This is a genomic window from Lentzea sokolovensis (assembly GCF_033949975.1).
Classification (GTDB): Bacteria; Actinomycetota; Actinomycetes; order Mycobacteriales; family Pseudonocardiaceae; genus Lentzea; species Lentzea sokolovensis.
The window spans coordinates 6,864-32,433 of sequence record NZ_JAXAVU010000014.1; the positions used below are offsets into that span (position 1 = coordinate 6,864).

General features: G+C 71.8%; 2 protein-coding genes. Both read right to left on the reverse strand.

Features of this window, described 5'->3' with window-relative positions; translation table 11 throughout:
* Nucleotides 1–112 precede the first annotated feature (112 nt).
* Nucleotides 113–2,320, reverse strand: coding sequence for an ACP S-malonyltransferase (gene fabD, locus SK854_RS34250; protein WP_319979272.1), 2,208 nt, complete (start codon nt 2,318–2,320; stop codon nt 113–115).
* On the reverse strand, nt 2,317–25,569 hold the full coding sequence (locus tag SK854_RS34255; RefSeq protein ID WP_319979273.1) for an SDR family NAD(P)-dependent oxidoreductase: 23,253 nt from the start codon (nt 25,567–25,569) through the stop codon (nt 2,317–2,319). Before SK854_RS34255 ends, fabD begins: the two co-directional genes overlap by 4 nt.
* Nucleotide 25,570: the final 1 nt, after the last annotated feature.

Consider the following 25,570-nt stretch of genomic DNA (forward strand, 5'->3'; position numbering starts at 1 on the left):
GGCACGCGGAGGGGTGGCACGCGGGAGGTGGCACGGCACCTGCCTCGTCCAAGGTCGCGGAGCGGGTTCCCGCTCCGGTACCTGTCCGGCGGTAATGCAGACAAATCGGACATCAGGCCGTTCGGCCGGAGAACTCGCCTAGGTGCGTCGCCGCGGCGTCGAGCAACATCCGTCCCACCTCGTCGACGTGCCGGTGCCGCCACGACGCTTGGGGGCTGTCGCGCACCCACTGGTTGAAAGAGCCCAGCGCCGGCCCGGTGTGGACCTGGTAGTTGACCTTGTCGTCCGACCGGCCTTCCAGCGCGATCCGTGCGCTGTAACCGAAGTAGCGCCGGAAGACCAGGGCCATCTTCTGCTTCGGCTGCTTGGCCGCGTGGTCGGCCAGCTCGGCCCTGCCGGTCGCCCGCAGGCGCCGCTCCACATCGGCCCAGACCTCGTCCAGCGGCTTGCGGAAGTAGGTGCGTTCGAGCAGCGACCGGGTCTTCTCCGGCAGGTCGTCGAGGCTGCCGTACTGGCTGTAGAGCGCGTGCAGCTTGTTGCCGCGGGCCGGGAAGAACACGCCCTTGCGCAGCACCTGGACCCTGCTGCCGAGCTCGAACATGTCCCCGGCCGGCGCGTAGTCCGTGTCCTGCACGTCGATGTCCTGCAACATGTCCTTGACGACGTCGCTGGTCGCGGCTTCGAGCGTGCACTGGTTGATCGAACCGGTCACGACGAAGTCGGCGCCGAGCACGAACGCCGCCGCGACCGCCGCCGGCGTGCCGATCCCGCCGGCCAGTCCCATGCAGATCGGTTCGTCGTAGCCGCGTTCGGCTTCCACACGACGCCGAAGTTCGAGCAACGACGGCAGCAGCACGGTCGCGATTCCCCCATCGGTGTGCCCACCGGAGTCGGCCTCGACGATGACGTCGTGGCTCATCGGCACCCGCCGGGCGAGTTCGGCCTGGTCCGCGCCGATCGCCCCGGCCGTGAGCAGCCCGTCCAGCACCGCGTCCGGAGGCGGAGCGAGGAACGCGGCCGCGACCTCGGGACGCGACACCTTGGCCACCACCCGGTGGTCGCAGATCGGTGCGCCGCCGGGACCTCGCCGCAGCCCGGTGGCCCGGTACCGCACGAGTGCCGGTGTCATCTGGATGAACGCCGACGCCTCGATCGTCCGGACGTGGTGGCGCAGCAGGAGGTCGACCAGTTCCTGCTCGGAGGCCGGATCGTCGTGGTTCGCGATGAAGTTGACGCCGTACGGCCCGTCCTGTCCCACGGCGGCCTGGATCTCCTTGATGCCGCGCTCCACCTCCACCGGGTCCAGCCCGCCGGTGCCGTAGAACCCGAGCATCCCGGCGCGGCTGAGCCGGATGACCATCTCGGGCGAGCTGACGCCGCGGTACATGCCGCCCGCGACGTAGGCGAACCGCAGCCCGTGGCGTTCGCGGAACGTCGCACTGCCGAGTTCCTGTGCCTGTCCAGCGGGTCGGCGATGGGTCGCGCGGGTCCGTTCGACGAGCTTGGTCAGCACGGTGCCGCCCAGCTCCACGAACTCCGTGACTCCCGCGTCGAGCAGATAGCGCACCGTCTCGGTCCAGCGCACCGGACTCACCAGGTGGTCGGACAGCAACTTCGCCGTGTCACCGGCCTGGTAGGGCGCCGCGGTGACGTTCGCGATCACCGGCGTCCTGGGCGTGCCGAGGTCGACGCCGTCGAGGAAACGGCTGAACTCCTCCCGTGCCGGGCGCATGAGCTCGGAGTGGAACGCCCCGGACACCCGCAGCCGGACCCAGCGGACGTTCCGCGCCCGCAGGAACTCTCCCAGCGACTCGATCGACTCGGCGTCCCCGGACACGACGCACTGCTCGGGCGAGTTGTCGTTCGCCACGACGAGCGAGCCGAAACCGCCCTGTCGCAACAGATCGGTGACCTGCTCGCGGTCCAGGCCGGTCACGGCGATCATGCCGCCACCGTCCGCGCCGGCCATCAGCTCGCCCCGGCGCTGGACGAGCCGCACGCCCGTCTCGAAGTCGAACGCACCGGCCGCGTGCAGCGCGCAGTACTCGCCCAGGCTGTGCCCGGCGAAGAACGCCGCCTCGGTTACGCTGTGTTCCTGCCAACGCCGGTGAGCCAGTGCACCGACCACGAACAGCGCCGGCTGCGTGAACTCCGTGCGCTTCAGCTCGCGTCGCGGATCGTCCAGGCACAGCTCCCGCACCGAGTAGCCGAGCAGTTCCGAGGCTCGGTCGACCTCGTCGGGGTAGGCGTCGAACAGATCGCGTCCCATGCCCTTCGCCTGGGCACCCTGGCCCGGGAAGATCACCGCTGTCAGGCTCATGCCAGGCTCCGTTCGAACTCGGCCAGGCTGAGGGAGCCGTCTCCGGCGGCTTCGATCAACCGGGCCAGGAAGTCGTCCTCCGGTTCGGCGGTCACCGCGGCCGGCGCTCCCACGAGGGATCGGACGCGGAAACCGGTCAGCCGCACGCAGATCCGGCCGTCGTCGTCGCACACGTCGATGTCGAACGACTGCTCACCCGGTGACTGGCCCTCCGCGGCGAACCGGGTCACTGCCCAGGCCGTCGCGGGCAGTGGCGCGATCACCCGCACCTCTCCGACCGCGTAGGGCACGGCCGTGGTCGTGTCGTCCGAGGCGAAGAGGCCGAGAGTGCTCTGGAAGGCCGCGTCGAGCATGCTCGGGTGGAGTGCGAACGCCCCTCCCGCGGCGGCATCGGGAAGCCGCAGTCGCGCAACGGCGAGCCGTTCGCCGCTGTGCACCCGTTCGATCGCCCTCATCGCCGGGCCGTAGGCGAGGTCGAGGCGGGCGAACCGCTCGTAGCACTCCGGCGCTTCGAGCACCGGACCGGCGCAGCGGCCGATCAAGGCGTCGATGTCGTGCGAGGGCAACGGTTCCGCGCTCGTCTCCCGCAGCGCTCCCCGCCCGTAGACCAGCGGCGAGCCCTGGCCGGACGAGCCGAAGACCCGGTAGGACACGCCACCGGAGGCCTCGACCGAGAGTCCGATGTGGACTTCAGTGGCGGTCTTGACGGTCAGGGGCAGTTCCCAGGTGACGTCGGTCAGCGCCCAGGAACGGTCACCGCCCGCCAGTTCCGCCGCGGCCCTGGCCATTTCGAGGTAGGCCGCTCCCGGCAGCACCGCCGCGCCGCGCACCTTGTGGTCGGCGAGGAAGAACTCGCGACCCGTGAACCGCGTGGTGTAGCGGGGCCCGGCGAGGTCCGAGGTGTTGGCGTGCACCAGCGGGTGCAGCTTCGACGCCTTCTCCCCCACCGGCGTGCTGGTGTCGATCCAGTACCGCTTGAGCCGGAACGGGTACGTCGGCAGCGGAATCCGGCGCGACGAGTCGGAGTGCCAGCGGGTCCAGTCGACCTCGGCGCCGCGCACCCATGCCCGCAGCACCTCCGCCGGACTCGTTCCCTCCGGCGCCGCGGGAATCTCGTCCCGGGACACGCGGCCGGTGATGATCGAGCTGTTCGGTTCTCCTCGCAGCCACGACCTCAGGCCGGCCTGGAGCTCTGCGACCGTGCCCGCGACACACCCCAGCCTCTCGGCCATCGGCGTCCGCCCGACGTGCGTGGTGTAGGCGATCGAGGCCAGTGCCGCGTCGCCGTGGGCGTTCAGCGCCTCGACCCACTCCTCTGCCAAGGATCGCAGCACTTCGGGGTGGCTCGCGGACAACACGACGGGAACCGGTTGCGCGGGCGGGCTTTCCACGACCGGCTTCGCCCGGTACTCCTCCAGCACGACGTGCGCGTTCGCTCCGCCGAAGCCGAACGAGCTGATGCCCGCGCGCCGGGGCAGTTCCGTGCCGTCACCGTCGACCGGCGCACGCCACGGCCGCTGGTCCTGCACCAGGTAGAACGGCGTGCCGTCCAGCTTCACGTACGGGTTCGTCTTGTCGTTGTTCAGGTTCCGCACCAGCGTGCGGTGCTTCATCTGCAGGAGGACCTTGATCAGGCCGGCGATTCCGGCCGCGACCTCCAGGTGCCCGATGTTGGTCTTCACGGACCCGATGGCGCAGTGCGGTCCGGCGACCTCCGTCGCACCGGTGTCGGCGTAGAGATCGCGGAAGGCCTCCTTGAGCCCGTTGATCTCCACCGGGTCGCCGAGCCTCGTGCCGGTGCCGTGCGCCTCGACGTAGCCGATGGTGCGCGGATCGATTCCCGCCCTGCGGTGGGCGGTGCGGATGACCGCGGCCTGCGCCTTCGGGTTCGGCGCGGTCAGGGAGTTGGCGCGGCCGCCGTGGTTCTCGGCGGTGCCCCTGATCAGGCCGTAGACGTGGTCGCCGTCGCGCTCGGCCGCCGACAGCCGCTTCAGCACCAGCATGCCGACGCCCTCGCCGCGGCCGTATCCGTCGGCGTCGATCGAGAAGGTCTTGCTCCTCCCGTCCTCGGCGAGCATGCCGGCCATGTTCATGCTGATGTGCAGGTCCTTGTTGACGATCGTGTTGACCCCGCCGACGATCGCCATGTCCGAGGTGCCGTCCTGGATGGCGCAGACGGCGCGGTGGACGGCGATGAGCGCACTGGAACACGCCGTGTCGATCGGCTCGCTCGGGCCGTGCACACCGAGGAAGTAGCTCATCCTGTTGGGCCCCATGCAGGGGGCCGCCCCGCTGGTGTCGTAGGCGTCCACCGCCGGCGAGTACTTCGCCACCATGCTCGGGTAGCCGGTGCTGGCGGTGCCGATGACGATCGCCGTGTCGGTGCCCTCGACGGACTCGGCCGAGTACCCGGCGTCCTCCAGCGCCTTCCACGCGTAGAGCAGCAGGAGCCGCTGCTGCGGGTCCATCAGCTCGGCCTCACGCGGGGAGATGTCGAAGAACAGCGGGTCGAAGTCGCCGACGCCGTCGATGAAGCCACCCCACTTGACGTTGCTGGTGTTGGGTTCGGTGACGGGGTCGCCGAAGCACTCCCGCCAGTCCCAGCGGTCCGCCGGGATCTCGCTGATGCAGTCACGGCCGTCCAGCAGGTTCTGCCAGAACTCCGCGATGTCGCGGGCCATGGGGAACCGGCCGCTCATGCCGATGACGGCGATCGGTTCCTGACCGACGGGTTGCGGGGCGGTGACGGTCACCGGGGCCGGCTCGGGTGCGGAAGCCGGTTGTTCGGCGTTCTCGGCCACCGTGACGCGGTCGGCGTGGTGCTCCAGCAGGAAGTCCGCGAAGCCGCTCAGCGCCGGGTGCTCGAACAGGATCGTCGGGTCCAGGTCGAGGCCGAACCGCTTGTTGACCGTCGCCACCAGTTCCGTCAGCGACAACGAGTCGACGCCGTACCTCGACAGCTCGCGGCTGCCCTCGATCCGGTTGGCGGGCAGGCGCAGCACCGCGGCGGCCATGCCGATCAGCTCACCGAGCAGTGCCTCGTGGGACGGAGTGGCCGCCGTGATCGGGGCGGGCTCCGGGGTCGGCGCGGGTGCCGGGGTCGGCGCGGGTGCCGGGGCGGCGCTGCCGAACGCGTCGCCGTGGGTGTCCCTGAGGTAGGACGCGAACCCGTCGAGGGTCGGGTACTCGATCAGCAGCGTGGGCACCAGGCCCAGGCCGAACTCGTCGTTGAGCAGGCCGACGTACTCCACCAGCGAGATCGAGTCGAACCCGTACTCGGTCAGCTCCACCTCGCCCTCGATGTCGTCGACGGGCACGTCCAGCAGGGTCGCCACCCTCTCGGCGAGCAACCTGACCAGGACATCGTTCTCCGGCACGGAAAGGACCTCCTGTTCCGGGGTCTCAGGGGCGGTCAGGATCGCGCGCTCGATCCGTTCCCGGTCGCCGTGGACGACCAGGACGTGCGGCTCACCGCTGCCCCAGGCTTGGTACAGGGCTTCCACTCCCTCGTCCGTGGGCATCGGCAGAACGCCGACCGTGTCCCACATCGCCTGCTCGGTGGCGGCGTCGACGCGCATGCCGCCCTCCGTCCACAACGGCCAGCCGATGCTGAGCGAACGGCCGCGCCGCGTGCCGGAGGCCACCAGCGCATCGCGCCGGGCGGCGTACCCGTCGAGGAACGCGTTGGCCGCCGCGTAGTCGGCCTGGCCGGGGTTCCCGGACGAGGACAGCGACGAGAACCCGATGAAGAAGTCCAGGTCCTGCCCGGCGGTCGCCTCGTCCAGGTTGACGAAGCCGGTGACCTTGGCGGCGAACACCTCACGCAACTGCGCCACGGTCTTGCGGACGAAGTAGCTGTCGCGCAACACACCGGCGGAGTGCAGAACACCACTCAGTTTCCCTTGCGACGCAACGACGTCCTGGACGCACCGGTCGACAGCGCCGCGGTCGGCGACGTCCAGCTGCCGGTACTCGGCGTGCGCACCGGATGCCCGCAGCTCGTCGAGGAGTTCGCGCTGGCTCGCTCCGGCGGCGGAACGCCCGCACAGCACGAGCACGGCGTTCTGAACGGCGGAGGCGATCTCCCTGGCGAACACCGCTCCCAGACCACCGGCACCGCCGGTGATCAGGTAGACACCGCCGTCACGCCACGGTCGCTCAGCCCTGGCCTCACCCAGGGAGGTCCACCGCGCGACCTCCCGGTGTCCTCCGGCCACTCGGGTCACGACATCGTCCACAGTGGACGCTTCCTGACGAAGACGCTCGGCCAGGTCCGCCGCGGTCGTGCCAGGTGCGACCAGCACGAGCTGGGTGAGCAGGCGGGTGCATTCGTTGCGCGCGGTGCGCAGCAGCCCGGCCAGTCCGGCGAGAGGCTGGTGCTCTGGGCCGTCGGGAACGACGACCTGCACCAGGACCCAGCCGTCCCGGCTCGCCTTGGCTGCGTCCTGCAGACGGGTCAGCAGGAACTCGGCCCGGCGGGTGTAGGTCGTGGCGACGTCGTCGGCGATGGGGAGGACTTCGCCGTGAACGCCGAGGCGGTCGGCGACGTCACCGGGGTCGACGTCCGCGAAGAGAACCTCGTGGCGGACGAACTGCCTGGTCTCGGTCGCCGTGGTGGACCGGTGCCAGCCGGGGCGGCCGAGCACGAGCGCACCGGGGCGCTGGTCCGTTCCACTCGGCTCCTGCGTCTTCTCCTCGGTCGCACCGAACTCGCGGAAGGTGAACCCGAGCAGCCGCACGCACACCCTGCCCGCGTCGTCGCACAGGTCGATGTCCAGTCGCCGGACGGTGCCGGGCAGATCGTTGGACGACGGCCTGATCACCGCCCAGCCCTCCTCCGGCGTGGGCGCGTGGATCTGCGCCTCGGTGAGGGCGAACGGCAGTGCCGCGGTCACGTCGTCCCTGCCCTCGGCGAGCGCGAGACCATGGGTCGCCTGCAGAGCCGAGTCGAGCATGGACGGGTGCACGGTGAAGCCGTCACCGGTCCCGGCCGGCCTGCGCAGCCGGGCGACGATCAGGTTGACGCCGATCTCCAGTTTCTCGACGCCGCGCATGGCCTCGCCGAGGTGCACCTCCGTGCCGCCGTAGCGGGCGTAGCAGGCGGCGCGGTCGAGCTTGGTCCGCGTGCACCTCGCTCGCAGCGCGGCGATGTTCAGCGCCGGTCGAGCCTCCTGCACGGAGGGCTCGACGCGACCTTGGCCGTGCACCAGGGTTTCGCCGCCGACGGTCGTCGTGATCTGGTAGGACAGGCCGCCGTCGCGCGGTTCGAGCGTGACCTCTGCCGCGGTGGGACCGGGGATCCGCGCCGGGCGGATCCAGACGACGTTGCGCAGTGTCACGCCGGTCCGGCCGTAGCCCTCGGCCTCGGCTGCCGCCCTGGCCAGTTCGAGGTAGGCGACGCCGGGCAGGACCGGAGTGCCGGAAAGGCGGTGCTGGTCCAGGAAGAACTCGCCGCCGGTGAGGTCAGCCGCGTAGGACCTCCCTCGCTTGTGGACGGTCAGCCCGGACGAGGTCGGCCGGGTGGGTTCGGCGGACTGGGACGAGGCAGGCGTGACGGGCCGTTCGGGCACGACGGGACGGGAGGGCACGATGGGACGCTGAGCCACGACAGGCTGCTGAGCCTCGACAGGCTGCTGGGCGACAGCGGGCTGCTGCGCCGCCACGGCCGGCTGGCTGGGCGCGGGTGCGGTGGAGATCCAGTAGCGCTCACCGCCGAACGGGTAGCCGGGCAGCGGAACCACGCGGAAGCCCTGTCCGAACAGGCTTCCGAGCGCCGCGACCTCGCCCCGCACGAACCGGTCCGCGACCTCGGCCAGCGTCAAGCCCTCCGTTCCCACAGCCGCGGGAGCGTCGTCAGGCACGGAGCCCACCACCACGGACCCCGCATGGCCGTCACGCAGCCAGGTGCGCAGCGCACCGAGCCACTCGTTGCGGTCGCCCGCGACGACGGCCAGACGCAGGTTCTCGTGGCGACGACCGGTCGCGAGGCTGTACGCGATGTCGCCGAGGTCGAGGTCAGGGCGTGCGTCGACGTGGTCGATCAGGCGCTCGACGTGCGCGCGCAGCGTCGGCTCGTCCTGTGCGGACACCGCCACCAGCCACTCGTCCTGGGCGGGACGTTCCGGCCGGCCCTGTTCGGGAGCCTCCTCGACGACGAGGTGGGCGTTGGTGCCGCTGGCACCGAAGGAACTCACACCGGCCCGGCGCGGCCCCGACGCGGGAGCAGACCACTCCTGCAGCTCGGTCGGCACGTGGAACGGGCTGCCCTGCAACGGGATCGCCGGGTTCGCGCGGCTGAAGTGCAGCGACGGTGGCACCTGCCGGTGGTGCAGCGAGAGCAGGGCCTTGATCGTGCCCGCCACGCCGGCGGTGAACTGGGTGTGCCCGACGTTGGTCTTGATGGACCCGAGCGCGCAGCCTCCCTCCGGCGCACCGGTGAAGGCCGCTGCCAGCGCGCCGAACTCGATCGGGTCGCCGAGCGGGGTGCCCGTGCCGTGCGCCTCGATCATCTGGACGCCGCCGGGGCGCACCCCCGCGTCGCGGTGGACCTGGCGCACCAGGTCCTCCTGGGCCTGGGCGCTGGGCGCGGTGATGCCGTTGGTGGCGCCGTCCTGGTTGACCCCGGACGCGCTGATGACGCCGTAGACGTGGTCTCCGTCGCGCAGGGCGTCGGACAGACGCTTGAGCACCAGGACACCGGCGCCCTCACCGGGCACCATCCCGTCCGCGGCCGCGTCGAAGGTGCGGCAGCGACCGGTCGGCGACAACATCTTCGCCGTGGCCGAGAACTCGTAGAGCCGCGGCGTCGCCTGGACGAACACGCCACCGGCCAGTGCCATCGACACCGTGCCCAGCCGCAGCGCGTCACAGGCCAGGTGAATGGCGACGAGGGAACTGGAGCACGCCGAGTCCACCGCGACGGCAGGGCCCGAAAGGTTGAGCAGGTAGGAGATGCGCGACGCGATGACCGACGCCATGTTGCCCCACATGGTCTGCGGGGGCCGCTCGTCGCCGATCAGCGCGTGGTAGTCGCCGGGGTAGGCGCCGACGTAGACGCCACAGCCGCGGTCCGTCAGTCGTTCACCGGCATAGCCCGCGTCCTCTAGCGCGTGCCAGCACTCTTCGAGGAACACGCGCTGCTGCGGATCGGTGTAGGTCGCCTCGATGCCGGACACGCTGAAGAACAGCGCGTCGAACCGGGCCGGGTCGTCGAGGAAGCTGCCGTACTGGCGGCCCGCCCTCTTGCCCAGCTTCCCGTCGAGGTCCCAGCGGGTGACGTCACCGACGAGGTCGTCGCCGGCGGCCAGGTGTTCCCACAACCGCTCGGCGTCCGGGGTGTCCGCGAACCGGGCGGCGAGCCCGACGACGGCGATGGGTTCGTTGGTCTGCTTGGCGCCGGACGGCTGCTGGTCGGCCGGACCACTCCCGTTCACCCAGGCACTGCGGCGCTGGAACGGGTAGGTCGGCAGCGGGGTGCGCCGCACGTCCAGTCCGGTGAAGAGCCCCTCGCTCTCCAACTTCCCACCGTCCGTCCACTGTGCACGGACGCGGTCGAGCGCGGCGTCACGCGCCGGGTGCGAGGTCCCGTCGGCCAGCCAGTCCTCCAGGCGGGACAACAGGGTCCGTCGGTCCGCCGCGGTGAAGGCCACCCGGTTCACGAAGTGGGCGCGGCCGTGCGCCAGGGTGTGACTCACGTCGGCGAGCGGGAGCTCCGGCGTCTCGCGCAGGTGCTCGGCCAGGTTCGCGACGAGTTGCCGCAACGCTTCCGGCCGTGGCGCGGACAGCGGAAAGAGCAGTTCACGGCCGTCGTGCTGCCGTGCGGCGAGGGCCGGCGGCTCCTCCACCACGAGGTGGCCGTTGGTGCCGCTGAATCCGAACGAACTGGTCGCGGCGACGCGCTTGCCCCAGCGGTTCGGTTCCCACGGCGTCAGCTCGGTGTGGACGCGGAACGGGCTGCCGGCGAGCCGGATCGCGGGGTTCGTCTCGTCGTGGTGCAGCGAGGGCGGCAACATGCCGTGCCGCAACGCCAGCACGATCTTGAGCACGCCCGCCACACCCGCGGCGGACATGGTGTGTCCGACGTTGCTCTTCAGCGAGCCCAGGGCACAACCGGTGGATGCCTCGGCGGCACCGAACGCGCGGACGAGCGCCTCCGTCTCGATGGGGTCACCGAGCTTCGTTCCGGTGCCGTGCGCCTCCATCAGGCCGATCTCGGCGGGGTCGACGCCGAAGCGTTCGTACACCTCGCGGATCAGCCGCTCCTGCGACGCCGCGCTCGGCGCCGTGATGCCGTTGGTCGCACCGTCCTGGTTGATCCCCGAGCCGCGGATCACCGCGTGCACGTGGTCACCGTCGGCGAGTGCGTCGGACAGTCGCTTGAGCACGACGACGCCGACTCCCTCACCGGGCACGAACCCGTCGGCGGACGCGTCGAAGGTGTGGCAGCGCCCGGTCGGGGACAGCATTCCGGCGTGGCCCGCGGTCAGGTAGGTGTTCGGGGTCGTCTGCACGGCCACGCCACCGGCGACGGCGAGGTCGGTCTCCCCGTCGCGCAGACTCTGGCAGGCCAGGTGGATCGCGACGAGCGAACTGGAGCACGCGGTGTCGACGGCGATCGCCGGACCGTGCAGGTTCAGGTGGTACGCCACCCTGGCCGGCACGATCGACGGGGCGTTGCCCCAGGCGGCCTGGGCAGGCGGACGCTCGGTGAACCACGACGTGTAGTCACCGCTGGTGCAGCCGACGTAGACGCCCGCGCGCTTGCCGTCGAGCGCCGCACCGACGTAGCCGGCGTTCTCCAGTGCCGTCCACGCCTCTTCCACGAACAGGCGCTGCTGCGGGTCGGTGTAGGCCGCCTCGCGACCGGACATGCGGAAGAACTGCGCGTCGAACTCGTCGATGCCGTCGAGGAAACCGCCCTCCCGGCAGGTCACGTCCGTCCACTCCGGACCAGAGGTGTCCCAGCGCTCGATCGGGCCGACCAGGTCGTCGCCTTCGGCGAGGTGCCGCCACAGCGCGTCCAGGTCGGGCGATCCGGCGAACCTGCCGCTGACGCCGATGATCGCGATGGGATCTGCCGAGTTCTGCTCGGGCGCCACCACGGGTTCGGCAGGAGTCGCGGGAAGCTCCTGGACGACCGGCGGTTCCGGAATCTCCTGCGACGCCGCGACGGGCAGGACGGGCTGGTGGTCGGAGGCGATGTGGGCGGCCAGCAGTTCGACGCTGCGGTAGTCGAAGATCACCGTGGTGAGCAGGTCGAGGTCGAGTTCGTCGTTGAGCCGCTGGACGAAACCGGCGCCCACGATCGAGTCGAGGCCGTAGTCGGCGAAGGCCCGCTCCGGATCGATCTGCGCCTCGGTCATCCTCAGTGCACCGGCCAGCGCCTCCAGCACCACCGCGCGAATCGGCTTCTCCTGCACGACTTCGACGGGTGCGGGAGCCGGCACCGGCACCGGCGTTTCCTTGATCTCGCCGGGTCCGCGCGACACACCGTCGCTGTACGCGAGAGCGACCTGCTGGCCGAGCGGTTCGCCGCACGCGGCCGCGTGCACGAACCCCGTGAAGCCTTCCTGTTCCAGCACCGCCTGCCACGAGGCCGGGGACAGCGCGGGACCGCCGGGCACCCTCAGCTCCGGGTCGGTGTGCTCCCACCAGCCGTCGAGCAGGCCGAACGTGAGGTGGTTGACCAGGTAGAAGCCGCTGATCTCGTTGAGCGCCAGCAGGCCACCGCCCCGCAGCAGCGCCTTGGTGCCGCGCAGGGTGACGCGGACGTCCTCGGTGGCGTGCAGCACGTTGGCCGCGATCACGACGTCGAACGCGCCGAGGTCCAGGCCCTGTCCGTGCGGAGGAAGGGCGGCGTCGAACAGCCGGTAGGTCAGGTAGTTGTGCGCCGCACCGAACGAGTCCTCCGCCCGGTGCAGGAACGCCCGCGAGATGTCGGTGAAGCAGTACTCGGCCACCGGCAGGCCTTCACGCGTGAGCCGGTCGAGGACCACGCGGGTGGTGCCGCCGGTGCCCGCGCCGACCTCGAGCAGGCGCAGCGACGCGCCCGGTTCCGCGGCGAGCCTGGCCCGCAGGAACCCCACGACGTGCTCGGCCAGCACGGCGTTGAAGTGGTCGGCGACCCGGTTGTCCCGGTACACGCCCTCGACCAGGTCGAACGACCCGTTCGGGAAGAGCACGTCCGTGGCGAGCACCTCGCCGCGCAACACCCTGGGCAGCACGGGAACGGTGCGGGCGAGCAACGCGAGCGGGGTCCGCAGATCGGAGTTGGCCTCCACCCACCGGTTCGTGCAGCGAGCCCACTCCGCCCGGCACGACGCGGAGTCCGCGGTCAGCGCCCAGCGGCCGGCGGCGTCGACGAGGCCGTGCTCGGTCAGCGCCCGCAGCATCGGAGGAATCCAGGCGGCGAACCGGGCGTCGGCGCGGAGGTACGACGGCTCGGCGAAACCCGCGTCACGCAGTTCGGCGGCGACCCACCGGCACAGCGCGGCGTCGATCTCGGCAGGCACCGGTCCGTCCTGATAGGCCGCGAGCGCCACCGGCAGCCGCGGTTCCTGAACCCGGATCGGCGCGACCGCGGCCCGTGGGCGCACCGCGGCGACCTCGCCGGTCAGCACGCCCTCCACCGGCAACGGCCGGCCCAGCCGCAGGAAACCGGCGACGTCGACCGGACCGGCGAGCAGCGCCTCGACCGTGGCCATCGCGGTGGCCGGGTCGATCGGGGCGAGGCCCATCGCGGCCATGCCCTCGATCAGGTCCTCGGTGACGTTGCCCCAGTAACCCCAGTTGATCGTCTTCACCGCGCACCCGAGCGAGGCGCGCAGACCGTCGGCCGCCGCGTCGACGTAGGCGCAGGCCGCGGCGTAGTGCGCCTGGTTCGCGTTCCGGATGAAGCTGACCAGTGAGGACACCAGCAGCACGAAGTCGAGCTCGATCCCGGAGAACGCGTCCGCGAGGTGCACGACCGGGTCCACTTTGGACGCGAGCGTCGCGGCGAGTTCCTCGTCGGTCAGGTCGGCGATCGGGGTGTGGGTGAAGGTCATCGCGAGGTGCACGACCCCGTCGACCCGGCCGTAGCGGGCGACGACCTCGTCCCGGACCCGGCGCAGAGCCTGCGGATCACCCGCGTCGGCCTGCAGGTAGAGCGGTTCCGGACCGGTGATGCCGGCCTTGCGGGCACGGAGATCGTCGTTCTCGGCGCGCCGTCCGACCCAGACGACCCTGGCGCCGTGCGTGCGGGCGAGATGCTCGGTCAGCACGACACCGAGATCACCTGCCCCGCCGATGAGCACGTACACGCCGCCGCGCCGGATGGCGGAGGTGGCGGGCACGGGCAGGTCGGCCCGGACGAGCCTGCGGCGCAGCCACTGGCCACCGGCCTGCACGACGGGGTGGGCACGCCGGTCACCCGGCAGCCCGAACACCTCGGCGGGCTGCCAGGACGTGTCCTTCGCGAGGTCCACGGCCCGGACCCGCCAGTGCGGCTGTTCCTTGGCCAGCGCGCCGATGAACCCGTGCAGGCTCGCCTGAGCCGGATCCCCGCCGCTGGGCCCGAACGCGTCACGGGTCAGCAGGGTGAGTTCGAGCTGACGGCCCGCGTACCGCGTCTGCACGGCGTTGACCATGTGCAGCAGGCGCTGCACGGCGGCACGGTGGTCCCGGACCCGTTCGGCCGGGGTGTTGCTGGTGCGGGTCGGCACCGAGAGCACGACGTGGTCCGCGTCGCCCGGGATGGGGCCGAAGCCGTCCCAGGTGATCGCGTCGGGCACGGCCTGGTGCAGCACGGCGAGGTCGTCGGTGCCCAGTCCGATGGCGAGAATGTGGCCGGAGAACTGGACCTCTCCTGGTCGTTCGACCTCCCAGACCGGGCAGAGGGTGAGATCGCCCGCCGGCAGCACGTCATCGACGGTGGCACGGGGGTGGGGAACGGCGGCGGGCTGGACTTGGGGCGCGGGAACAGAATCCTTTGCTGCCACGGGAGCCGGGGTGGCCGAGGGCGCTGGACCGGCCGAACGCCCTGCCTGGGAAACCTGTGCCGGGGTCGGAATCGGTGCACCGGTGGAGGTTGGTGCTGCGGCGGGGGTTGGTGCCGCGGCGGGGGTTGGTGCCGCGGCGGGGGTTGGTGCCGCGGCGGGGGTTGGTGCCGCGGCGGGGGTTGGTGCCGCGGCGGGGGTTGGTGCCGCGGCGGGAGCCGTTGCCGCGGTGGGAGTTGGTGCTGCGGTGAGAGCCGTTGCCGCGGCTGAACTCTGCTCAGCGGAGAGCTCCGCCGTCCTCCCCCCGCTCGGCAGCACGTCGGTGTACCAGTACCGCTCCCGTGCGAACGGGTACGTCGGCAGGCCGACCTTGCGCGGGCGCGGCCCATCGGCGTGCAGGCGCGACCAGTCCACCCGTACCTGGTTCACCCAGGCTTCCGCCAGCGGCCCGAGCCGGCGCCGCGCCGCCCAGCGGGCCAGCGTCTCCTGGAAGTCCTCGTCGTCCTTCAGCGCCGCGAGCGAGCCCGACGGGCTGTCGCCGTTGCCCACGAACGTGTCCGCGGGCAGATCCGCGCCGGTGGCGTAGGCGTCGAGTGCCGCCACCAGGGCCGGCAGGTCGCGGACCACCGTGGCGAAACGCGCGGTCATCGGCTCGCGGCCGACCTGCAGGGTGTAGGCGATGTCGGGCAGGTCGGCGTCGCTCCACGCGCCATCGCGCAGTTCGTCGCGCAACCGCTCCGCCGACTCGCGCAGCCGCTCGTGGTCCGTTGCCGAGAGCACCACCGCCTGGGCCTCGGCTGCACGCTCTGGACGTTCCGGCACGATGTACTCCTCCACGAGCAGATGGGCGTTCGATCCACCGGCGCCGAAGGCCGAGACCACCCCGGCCCTGGTTTGTGCGCCGGTGCGGGGCCAGGGCGCCGCCTCGCGCTGCAGCACGAACGGGGTGCGGCTGAAGTCGATCTCCGGGTTGACCTCGGCGGAGTGCAGTGACGGCGCGAAGGTGCCGTGCCGCATCTGCAACAGGAGCTTGCCCAGGCCGGCGACACCGGCCGCCGCCTCCAGGTGGCCGATGTTCGACTTGACCGAGCCGATCGCGCAGAAGCCGCGGTCGTCGGTGAACTCGGAGAACGCCGAGGTGAGTCCGGCGATCTCGATGGGGTCGCCCAGCGGGGTGCCGGTGCCGTGCGCCTCGACGTACCCGATCCGCCGCGGGTCGACGCCGCTGCGCCGGTACACCTGCCGGATCACGGAAGCCTGCGCGACCGGGTTCGGGACGGTGAAGCCGTGCGTGTGGCCGCCGTGGTTGACCGCGGTGCCCCGGATGACGCCGAGGATGCGGTCTCCGTCGGCCTCCGCGTCGGCCAGCGGGCGCAGCAGCACCGCGCCGACGCCCTCGCCGGGGACGTAGCCGTCGCCGCCCGCTCCGAAGCTGCGGCACCGGCCGTCGCTGGAGGCGAACTGGGTCTGGCCGATCATCAGGTACTTGCTCGGGTGCAGCGAGAGGTTCACCCCGCCCGCCAGCGCGACGCCGCACTCTCCGCGGCGCAACGCGGCACACGCCAGGTGGATCGCCGTCAACGCGGCGGCGCACATCGTGTCCACCGCGATGCTCGGGCCGTTGGCGTCGAAGAAGTACGAGACGCGGTTCGCGATCGACGCCAGGCTGCCCGGCACGACCACCGGCTCGCCGCGCACGCCCTGCTCGGCACCGTAGAGCTGGTACTCGGTGTACATCGCCCCGGCGAACACGCCGATGTCTCCGGCGTCCTCGTTCACCACGGCCCTCGCCGCGGCCCGCAACGAGTCCCTGGTGTGGCCCGCGTCCTGCAGCGTCTCGTAGGCCGCCTGCAGGAACAGCCGCTCCTGCGGGTCCATTGTGGACGCGGCTCCCGGCGAGATGCCGAAGAACAACGGGTCGAACTCGTCCACTCCGTCGAGGAAGCCGCCCCACTTGGCGTAGGTGCGTCCCGGCTTGCCGCGCCGCGGGTCGAAGTAGCGGTCGTGGTTCCAGCGATCGGCCGGGATCTCGGTGACGCTGTCCACCCCGTCGAGCAGGTTGGCCCAGAACTCGTTCAGGTTCCGCGCACCGGGGAACCGGCCGGAGATCCCGATCACGGCGATCGGCATCTCCTCGTCCGTCCGGGCGGGGACCGACGGCACGACGACCGGCTCAGCCACAGGCTCAATGACCGGAGTGGCCACCGGACTGGTCACGACCTCCTGCTCGGCGGCCGGCAGACCCACGAGCGCGGCGAGCGCGTCCGGCTGGGTCTTCACGAAGTGCGCGGCCAGGCCGTCGATCGTGCGCACCTCGAAGAACAACGTGCTGCCGACGTCGTCGAGCCCGCGGCGCACCGCCTCGGTGAGCTGCACGACGAGAATCGAGTCGATGCCGTACTTGTCGAAGGTCACGTCGGCGCGCACCGAGGAGACCGGCAGCTGCAACACATCCGCCACGAGTGCACGGAAGTGGTCGCGCGCTCGCTCCAGCAGCTCGTCCTCACGGCCGGCCGAAGCCGCCGCGACGGGCTCGACGGTCTCCGGAACGGCCTGCACGACCGGCAGGGCCACCGGCTCGTTCTCCGGCCCGGCCGGGAAAGCCGCGCCACCCGCGGGAATCGGCTGCCGGACGACGTCATCGGCACAGGCCACGAACACCTGCTGGCCGAGGTCGTCGGCGCCCTCCGCCGCGACGAACGCGGACCGGAAACCCGTCTCGCTCAGCGCACGCAGCCAGTCGGAGGGCGTGAGTCCCGGAGAGCCCGGAATGCGCAGCGCGGGGTCGTCGTAGCGCCACCAGCCTTCGAGCAGGCCGAACGTGAGGTGGCTGAAGTAGACGTTGTCGCTCAGCTCGTTGAGCAGCAGCACGCCGTTCGCGCGCATCGCCGCCTTGGTGTTGGTCAGGGTGGTGCGGATGTTGCGGGTCGCGTGCAGCACGTTGGTCGCGACCACGATGTCGTACCCGCCGACGTCCAGGGACTGCTCCGCGAGCGACTTCTCGACGTTGAGGATGCGGGTGTCCAGGTAGGGGGCGATGTCGCCGAACGAGCGGCGTGCGTGCAGCAGGAACGCCTTGGAAAGGTCGGTGTAGCAATAGGTTTCGATGTTGTCGCGCCACGGTGCGAGCCGGCCGAACACCACCCTGCTCGTGCCGCCGGTGCCCGCGCCGATCTCCAGCAGTCGCAGCCGCACGTCCGGGTTCTCGGCCACCCGTGCCCGCACGTGGTCGACGAGGGTGTCCGCGAGGACGTCGTTGAAGTAGTCGGCGACCGGGTTGTTGCGGTAGACCGCCTCCACGAGTTCGAGGGAGGACTTGGGGAACATGACGTCGGTGGCGGGACGGCGTCCCGCCAGGATGTCGTTCAGCGCCCGCAACGTCGTGTCGACGAGCACCGCCTGCGGTCGCTTGCCCTCGTTGTCCAGCCACGGCGTGCGGTCGGCGTCCCAGCGACGCCAGGCGGCGGCCAGGTCCACCGGACGCGGGTCGATCGCGGCGTAGCGGCCGTCACCGGAGTCGCGCAGCAGCCCGTCCCGCACGAACACGTCCAGCGTGTGCGCCAGCCAGCGGCGGTAGAGCGCGACGATCCCGCCCGTGGCCATCCAGTCGTCGACCGTGCCCGACTGGCCAGGCCCGAACAGGCCGAGGTCGCGCAGCAACGCCCAGGTGATCCGGACGAGCGCCGGTTCCATGGACCGGCCGTGGCCGTCCGCGGCGACGCGCACGCGCTCGATGGCGGCCTGCCGGTCCGGTCGTGCCGCGAGCAGCGCGGCCGCCGGTGAGGAGTTCGTCTGAGGCAGGGCCGTGAGAGTGCTGCGCTCGTAGAACGCCGCGATGCTGCGAGAATCTGCGGCCTTCAGCAGGGCCAGGCGGTCGTGGGACGAGCCGAGCAGGTGGTCGACGGCGGCCATGCCCTCGTCCGGCTCGATCGAGCCGAGTCCCAGCCGCGCCATCCTGCGCCGGTAGCCGTCCTCGGCGACGATGCCGACGTTGCCCCAGTAACCCCAGTTCATCACCTTGACCGGGCAGCCGAGGCGGGCGGAGAGCCCGTCGGCGTAGGCGTCGGAGAACGTGCAGCCGGCCGCGTAGTTGGCCTGACCGGGGGCGGTGAAGAACGCCTGCATGGACGAGAAGAAGACGACGAACTCCAGTGGCTGGTCCGCGAAGACCTCCGCCAGTGCGACGGTCACGCCGGCCTTGGCGGCGTAGGTCGTCCGCAACAGCTCCTCGTCCATGCGCGCCACGCTCCGGTCGCCCAGGACGATGGCGGTGTGCAGGACGCCGTGCACCGGCCCGTACTGCCGGACGATCTCGGCACACGCGCGCCGCAGATCGTCCACATCGGACGCGTCGCACGACAGGTAGCCGGGTCGCGGGCCGAACGCGGCGAGCCGGTCCTGCTTCGCCGTGATCTCCGCGTCGAGCGGACGGCGGCCGATCCAGACGACCTGCGTGCCGTGGCGGCGCAGCAGGTGCTCGGTCCACACCTCCCCGATGCCACCCGCGCCGCCGATGGCGACGACCACGCCGCCGGGCGCGCTCGGGGCGACAATCGGTCCGTCGGCGGCCACCTCGACCAAGCGTGGCAGGAGCCACTCGCCGTGACGCAGCGCCACGACTCCGCCTCGTGCCGCCGCGGGCGGGTTCAGCACGGCGTCGAAGGACACAGCCGCTCCCACGGCGATGTCGACGACCCTGACCTGCCAGTGCGGGTACTCCTTCGCGACGGAACCCAGCAGGCCGTGCACTCCCGCGTGCGTCGCGTCCACGGTCTCGTTCTCGCTCACCCGGCAGGCCTGCCGGGTGACGGCGGTGAAGCCGGTCTCGCGGCCATCGGCACCCCGGGCCAGCAAGGACTTGATCCAGCGGAAGACGGTGAACGTCCCGTCCGTCCCGCCGGTCTCCGGTGCGAGCCACACGACGTGGCCGGCGTCGGCGGGAAGGCTCTCGTGATCGTCGGCTCCGAGCACGGTGGCTCCGGGGAACCGGGCCAGGAAAGCGGCGCGGTCGGCTGCTCCACCCCCGGCGAGCACCAGGCGGCTGCCGATGGCGGGCTCCAGCTCGACACCGTCCGGAACCGCGTCCCACACCGGAGCGAGCAGTGCCGTGCGCAGGTCCGGTTCCGCGGTCACGCGACGGAAAGCGAGCCCCCGCAGACGCACGGCGACACGGCCGGACTCGTCACACACGTCGATGTCCACAGTGGACGTCTCCGAACCGCCACCCGTGTGCCGCAGGTGCGCCCACATGGTGCCGGAAACCGGCCCGAGGAGGTCGATCCTGTCGACGGCGAACGGGAGTGCGGGACGTCCGCTGCTCTCGGCGAGCTCGCCGGACTCGCCGCCGAAGAGTCCGACGACCGCCTGGATGGCGCTGTCGAGCACCGCCGGGTGGACGGCCAGGTCCTCGTCCTGCGCACCGGCCGGGACGACGAGCTTCGCGAGCACCTCGCGATCGCCGATGGCCAGGCTTTCGAGCGCACGCAGGCGAGGGCCGTGGGCGATGCCGACCGCGTCGAGTGCCGAACGGCATTGCTCCGCGCTCAACGTCCGCGCGGTGCACCGCGCCCTGACGGCGTTCAGCGCCACCGTCCCGGCCGGTTCCGACTGGACGTAACGACCGTGCGCGTGCACTTCCGCTTCGCCTTGGCATACGCGGAAACCTTCGCCATCTCGCTCCACCGTCAGGTCCGCGCCCTCGGCACCGACCGGGAACGGCTTGGCCCACACGAGGTCACGGATTCCCACCGCCTCGAACGCGCCGCTGGTGGCCGCGCGGCGCGCGAACTCCAGTGACAGCACCGCCGGGAGCACGGCGCGGCCGTTGACGTGGTGGTCGGCGAGGAAGAACTCCTGGCCGGTGAGCCGGGTGCGGTAGGCGGAAGCACCGCGAGAGGGCCAGTAGCGCTGCCGCTGGTACGGGTAGGTGGGCAAGGGAACGATCCTCCGCACTGCGGCCGGGAAGGCCGTGTCGAGGCCGGCGAGGTTCTCGCGCACGAACGCGGACGCCAGCTCGTGAGCCGTGCTGGGAAGGACGCCGTCGCGCGGTGCGGCGTCGACGGCGACCTCACCGTGGTGCACACCGGTCGCCGTGCCGGAAAGCCAGGCACGCAGACGCTGGGCGGCCTCGGCCGTGCTCGCGGCCACGACCGCGAGACGGTGCGGCAGGGGTGCGCGGCCGGCCGCGAGGCTGTACGCGACCTCCGCGGCCGACAAGCGGGGTTCGCGCTCCAGGTGAGCGGCCAGTCGTGCGGCGACCTCGCGCAGGGCTTCCGGCGACCTGGCCGACAGCAGGAACGGCTGCTCCCCCGTGGCGTCCGCGACCGGTTGCCGCTGGTACTCCTCCAGCACGACGTGGGCGTTGGTTCCGCTGGCGCCGAAGGAACTGACGGCCGCACGGCGCGGCCCCTGTTCGGGCTCCGGCCAGGCGACGGTCTCCGTGGGCACGGTGAACGCGCTGCCCTGCAACGGAATCCGCGCGTTCGCCCCGGTGAAGTGCAGCGTGGCGGGAATGGTGCGGTGCCGCAGCGCGAGAACGGCCTTGACGACACCGGCGACACCCGCGGCGAACTGCGTGTGGCCGAGGTTCGACTTGATCGACCCCAGTGCGACACTGCCCGGCCGCGCGCCGGCGAAGACCTTCGACAGCGCCCGGAACTCGATCGGGTCGCCCAGCTGCGTACCGGTGCCGTGCGCCTCGACGTACTGGACGCCACCGACACCCAGGTTGCCGTGCACCTCGCGCAGCAACCGTTCCTGGGACAGCGCGCTGGGAGCGGTGATGCCGTTGGTGGTGCCGTCCTGGTTGACTCCCGAAGCGCGGACGACGGCGTGGATGTGGTCGCCGTCCCGTTCGGCGTCGGCGAGGCGTTTGAGCACGATCGCGCCCGCGCCCTCACCGGGCACGAACCCGTCGGCACCGGCGTCGAAACTGCGGCAGCGGCCCGACGCCGAGAGCATTCCGGCCACGGAGGCGGACTTGTAGAGCCGCGAGGTGTTCTGGACGAAGACCCCGCCGGCGATGGCGAGATCGGCGGTGCCCGCGAGCAGGTCGCGGCACGCGAGGTCGATCGCGACGAGCGAACTCGAACAGGACGTGTCGACCGTGAGGGCCGGGCCGGTGAAGTTGAGCAGGTAGGCGATCCGCGACGCGACGACCGAGCCCATCGTGCCCCACAACGCCTGCGCCGGCGCGTCTTCACCGAGGTGCTCGGAGTAGTCGCCGGCGTAGCAGCCGACGTAGACGCCGGCCCGCGTGCCGCGGCGACGCCCACCCGTGTAGCCCGCGTCCTCCAAGGCGTTCCAGCACTGCTCCAGGAAGACGCGCTGCTGCGGGTCCATCGCCGTCGCCTCGACGCCCGAGATGCCGAAGAAGGCCGGGTCGAACCGGTCGATGTCGCGCAGGAAGCTGCCGGTGCGGCAGGCGACGGCGGCGGGCAACGGCCAGCGCGTCACGGGTTCGACCAGATCGGTGCCGGAGACCAGGTGCTCCCACAACGCGTCGGGGTTCTCGGCGTCGCCGTAGCGTGCGGCGAGGCCGACGACGGCGATCGCGTCGTCCCGGCCCGAGGTGGTGGCGACGACGGGAGCGGCGGCCGGACGGGCGCCGGCCAGGAACGTGATGAAGCGTTCGGCGGTGCCGTGGTCGAACAGGTCGGTCGTGTCGACGGACGTGCCGAGGACGTCGTTGAGCCGGTGCACGAGGCTGACGCCCAGGATGGAGTCGAGTCCGTAGTCGGCGAACGGCCGGTGCCGCTCGATCTCGGAGACCGGCATCTGGAGGATCTCCGCGAGCTCGGCCATCAGCACGCTCTCGACGTTCACGGCCGCCGGGCGCGCGACCGGCGCGGCCTCCTGCTGGAGTGCGGCGGGCTCGAACCAGAACTCAGGTCCGGCGAAGGGATAGCCCGGCAGGTGCACCCGCGGGCTCGCACCGTCCACTTCGGACCATTCGATCGGTGTGCCCCTGACCCAGAACGAGGCGAGCTCGGCGTGGCCGCCGTTGCCGAGCCAGTGCGCGATCAGCTCCCGCAGCTCGGGTTTGGCCGCCAGCTCGGCCAGCGTCTCGTTGGTGGCCTCGACGCGGCCGCGCCACCACGACTCCCCGGAGGAGTCGGTCGTGGGGGCGGAGAGGAACGCGCGCAGCTGACGGCGCCACTCCAGCGCGTCGCGTGCCACGAAGCACACCCGCTCGTTCATGGCTTCACGGCCGGTGCGGAGGGTGGCCGCGATGGCCGGGAGGTCCGGCGTCTCCTGCGTGTCGAGCCACTGCGCCAGCTCCGCCACACGGGCGCGCAGGTCGTCCTCGGTGCGCGCCGACACGGGCAGCAGCTCCGGAATCCCGTGCGCGGTCGAAGGCACTGCTGCGGAAAGGTGCTCGGCGACGATGACGTGGGCGTTCGCGCCACCCGCTCCGAACGAGGAGATCCCGCCGATCCGGCGCCCGCCGGCGGGACGGGGCCACGTGCCGCCGTCACGGGACAGCTCGAACGGCGTCGCCGCGAAGTCGATGTTCGGGTTGGTGCGCTCGGCGTGCAGCGTCGGCGCGAACTCACCGTTGCGCAGCTGGAGCACGACCTTGGTCAGTCCGGCGATGCCCGCCGCCGCTTCGAGGTGACCGATGTTCGACTTGACCGAGCCGATCGCACAGGAAGCGGCCGCGTCCGGCTCGAAGGCCTGGGTGAGGCCGTCGATCTCCACCGGGTCGCCGAGCCGGGTGCCGGTGCCGTGCGCCTCGATGTAACCGATGTCGCCCGCCCGCAGCCCGGCGGCCTTGATGGCCTCGCGGACGACGGAGGCCTGGGCGCGCGGGTTCGGCACGGTGTAGCCGTTGGTGCGGCCGCCGTGGTTGATCGCGGAGCCGAGGATGACCGCGTGGATCGGGTCCCCGTCCGCCTCGGCCGCCGCCAGCGGCTTGAGCAGCACCGCGCCGACGCCCTCGCCGGGCACGAAGCCCTCGCCGCCGTCACCGAAGCTGCGGCAGCGCCCGTCGGCGGCGAGCATCCTGGAGCGGCACAGCTCCACGTACGTCGAGGGGTGCAGGTAGAGGTTCACGCCGCCCGCGATGGCGACCTCGCAGGTGCCTTGACGCAGGTGCTCGCACGCCTCGTGGATCGCGGTGAGCGAGGCGGAGCACATGGTGTCGACCGGCAGGCTCGGGCCGCGCAGGTCGAGCAGGTAGGAGACGCGGTTGGCCAGCGAGGCGAACGACGTGCGCGGCGACCGGCGCGGACCGCTCACCGGGGGCGGCACGTTGCGGTCGAAGCCGGTCTTGGTCACCCCGGCGAACACGCCGACCCTGCCCTGGTGGCGGGTGGCGAGCCGGTCCCGCGTGTAGCCGGCGTCCTCCAGAGCGGACCACACGGTCTCGAGGAAGAGCCGCTCCTGCGGGTCGATGTCGGCGGCCTCGCGCGGAGAGATGCCGAAGAACGCCGCGTCGAAGCGGGCGAAGCCGTCGAGGAAGCCGCCCCACTTGCTGTAGCTGGCGCCGGTGTCGACGGCCTTCTGCTGGTCGGGCTCGAAGAAGCCGTCCAGCGTCCAGCGCTGGGCTGGGATCTCGCGGATGCTGTCGCGGCCCGCCCGGAGGTTGGCCCAGAAGTCGTCCAGCGTCGGGGCATCGGGGTAACGGCCGCTGAGACCGATGATCGCGATCGGCTCGCCGGCGGGGTCGGGGCGCGGCCCGGTGGTGGACGCCGGGCGCGTGGCCGCCTCAGCTGACACCGGAACCGGGCGCGTGGCCGCCTCAGCCGGCAAGGGAACCGGGCGCGTGGCCGCCTCGGCAACGGACGAGGTGTCCGGGCGTGCCGTCCTCTCCGCCACGTCCGCGGCCACCGGAGCCTGGACGTCGTCCAGCCAGCGCGCGCAGCCCTCGGGGTGGCGGTCGGTCAGGTGCGCGGCCAGCTCCGCGAGCGTGGGGTACTGGTAGAGCACGGTCTTCGGCAGCGCGCCGAACCAGCGCGCGAAGTGCTTGTTCAGCCGGGTGACCGTGATCGAGTCGATGCCGTGGCTGTCGAGCGGCGCGGTGGCGTCGAGCGTCGCGGGGTCGAGTCGCATGGTCTCGGCGATCAGGCCCTTGAGCCGTCCGAGCACCCGCCCGCGGAGGTCGTCGGTGCCGGTCATCACTGTTCCTTCCCCGGAGATCACGACGTGGGTGGCACCGAGCGCGACGGCTCCGTGCAGCGCGGCCAGCGCGGCCTCGGTGGGCAACGGCGGGCCGAAGCGCTCGATGAGCGCGGGAAGTTCGTCGTCGGGCACGTGCATGCCGCCGTCCCGCCACAGCGGCCACGCCAGCGAGACGCTCAGCCCGTGCCGTTCGCCGCGGGTGACGAGCTCCTGCCGGTGTGCCGCGTAGGCGTCGAGGAAGCCGTTGGCCGCTGTGTAGGCGGCCTGGCCGGCGTTGCCCAGATTCCCCGCGGCCGCGGAGAACGCGGCGAAGAAGTCGAGCGGAAGATCGCGGCTCGCCTCGTCGAGGTGCACCAGGCCGGCGACCTTGGGAGCGAGCACGCGCAGGAAGTCCTGATAGGAAGCGCGAATCAGGTAGTCGTCCCGGAGCAACGCGGCCGCGTGCAGGATGCCGTCGAGCCGGCCGTGCGTGCGGACGACGCCCGCGACGAGTTCACGCACCGCCGCCGCGTTCGTGACGTCGACTCGGTGGTACTCCCCCGGTCCGTCCGCTGTCGCGGACCGCCCACACCGGACGACGATCGCGTTCGGAGCGTGCCGGGCGACGTCCTCGGCGAGCAGGCGGCCGATCCCGCCCGCGCCGCCGCTGATCAGGTAGACACCGCCGTCGCGCCACACCGGGGAGGCGGTCGTGGGTGCCACCGGCTCCCAGGTCGCGGTCTCCCGCCCGGCCGGGGTGTGCCGCACGTGCTCGCCCTGACCGTTCAGGGCCGCAACGAGATCGGCGGCGGACGGTTCGCGGGTGAACTCGACCAGCCGGACGGTCAGACCGGGGTCCTCCTGCGCGGCGGTGCGCAGAAGTCCCAGCAGCCCGCGGTAGAGGGAGTCCGCACGGCAGGCGAGCTGGACGACGCACGGGCGTCCGTCCGAAGTGGACATCAGCCGCTTGAGCTCACCGAACAACCGGACCGCCGCGCGCTCGTAGGCGATGTGCGGGGCGTCGCCGCCGGTGGTCACCTCGGCGGTCTGGACGCCGGGAAGGTCGATGGCGGGCAGGTCGCACAGCACGACCAGCCGCCGGCCGCCGGCGGGTGCCGGCGCGGCCTCCTGGCCGGCACGCCACACGGGCACGCTCAGGATGCTGCGGGTCACG

What these genes read in the sequence shown, in the direction of transcription:
- fabD (WP_319979272.1), bottom strand. Translation starts at nt 2,320, where the DNA reads ATGAGCCTGACAGCGGTGATCTTCCCGGGCCAGGGTGCCCAGGCGAAG.